Origin of the sequence: Lacticaseibacillus porcinae (assembly GCF_003946305.1) — a bacterium.
Taxonomy (GTDB): Bacteria; Bacillota; Bacilli; order Lactobacillales; family Lactobacillaceae; genus Lacticaseibacillus; species Lacticaseibacillus porcinae.
In genome coordinates this window covers 1-1,049 of sequence record NZ_RHNS01000036.1, presented here as the reverse complement: position 1 = coordinate 1,049, position 1,049 = coordinate 1, and the positions used below count along the sequence as shown (strand labels likewise).

Here is a 1,049-nt window from a genome sequence, read left to right as displayed (position 1 = left end):
ATAAGCTGTGGGGAGCCGCGAGCAGGCATTGATCCGCAGATTTCCGAATGGGGCAACCCACCCAGCGATGGGTATCGTGATCTGAATACATAGGGTTACGAGGCGAACCCGGGGAACTGAAACATCTCAGTACCTGGAGGAAAAGACATCAATTGAGATTCTGCTAGTAGTGGCGAGCGAACGCGGAACAGGCCAGTCATTTTTGAAGAAGAAGCAGAACAGTCTGGAAAGGCTGACCACAGTGGGTGATAGTCCCGTATGTGTAGTGTCTTTGAGAATGCTTGAGTAGGGCGGGGCACGTGAAACCCTGTCTGAACATGGGGGGACCACCCTCCAAGCCTAAATACTCCCTAGTGACCGATAGCGAACAAGTACCGTGAGGGAAAGGTGAAAAGCACCCCGACGAGGGGAGTGAAAGAGACCTGAAACCGGATGCCTACAAGCAGTCGGAGCCTCTTATGGGGTGACGGCGTACCTTTTGTATAATGGGTCAGCGAGTTTCTGTTTGCAGCGAGCTTAAGCCGATAGGTGTAGGCGTAGCGAAAGCGAGTCTGAATAGGGCGCATAGTTGCTGGCAGAAGACCCGAAACCGAGTGATCTAGCCATGGCCAGGCTGAAGGTGCGGTAACACGCACTGGAGGGCCGAACCCACGCCTGTTGAAAAAGTCGGGGATGAGCTGTGGCTAGGGGTGAAAGGCCAATCAAACTCGGAGATAGCTGGTTCTCCGCGAAATCTATTGAGGTAGACCGTCAGGTGGTTACCCCGGGGGGTAGAGCACTGGATGGGCTAGGGGGGCCCAAAGCCTTACCAAACCCAACCAAACTCCGAATACCCGGAAGTATAGCCTGGCAGACAGACAGTGGGTGCTAAGGTCCATTGTCGAGAGGGAAACAGCCCAGACCACCAGCTAAGGCCCCCAAATCGTGGCTAAGTGGGAAAGGATGTGGGGATTCCATAACAACCAGGAGGTTGGCTTAGAAGCAGCCATCCTTTAAAGAAAGCGTAATAGCTCACTGGTCTAATAGAAACCCTGCGCCGAAAATGTAAC

1 rRNA gene is annotated in these 1,049 nt (G+C 53.5%); it reads left to right on the top strand.

The features are described 5' to 3' along the window. A 23S ribosomal RNA gene (locus tag EKM92_RS13510) occupies window positions 1–1,049 on the top strand; the annotation flags it as partial.